The organism is Candidatus Nebulibacter yamunensis (assembly GCF_024208055.1).
In the GTDB taxonomy this organism is placed as follows: domain Bacteria; phylum Pseudomonadota; class Gammaproteobacteria; order Francisellales; family Francisellaceae; genus Caedibacter; species Caedibacter lacustris.
In genome coordinates this window covers 1-569 of the sequence record NZ_JAMBMW010000064.1, presented here as the reverse complement: position 1 = coordinate 569, position 569 = coordinate 1, and the positions used below count along the sequence as shown (strand labels likewise).

Annotated in this window: 1 protein-coding gene; it reads left to right on the top strand. The window is 43.1% G+C overall.

All coding sequences use genetic code 11. The features are described 5' to 3' along the window. Positions 1–569 (top strand): DUF4347 domain-containing protein (locus M1V25_RS10290; protein WP_498843228.1); only part of this gene is annotated, 569 nt, incomplete at both ends.

Sequence of the window (569 nt, the reverse complement as noted above, 5' to 3'; positions counted from 1 at the left end):
CCTCGCATTATGTTTGATGGTGCAGCAATTGCCACAGTCGATATCATGGATGGAGTAAACGCCGATGAACAAAACTACGTGTTAGCGGCGCTTGCCGAAAATGAACATGCCAATCAGACAGAAAGTCTGTTGCAGGCAATAATGGCAAATAGTGAAGCCTTTACCACCGATTACAGTCGATTTAAGGAAGTGATCATCATTGATAGCCAAGTCAAAGACCCACATGTATTGATTGGCAATATCACTCGTGATGCCGCAGTAGAAGTGATTCTGCCAGGCGAAGATGGTGTGGACGAAATTGCAAAAATACTTCAAAAATACAGCAATCTTTCAGCGGTACATATTGTCTCTCATGGTGATGTCGGCAAGCTGTATTTAGGTAATGAAGCGCTTTCTTTAGACAATATTGGCGATTATGCGGCAAGTTTGGCACAGTGGGGAAAAGCATTAAGTAACACAGGGGATATTTTATTCTATGGCTGTAACGTTGCCGAAGGGCAACAAGGTCAAGCGTTTGTGGAAGCATTAAGGTCATATACAGATGCGGATATTGCGGCATCTATTGATAC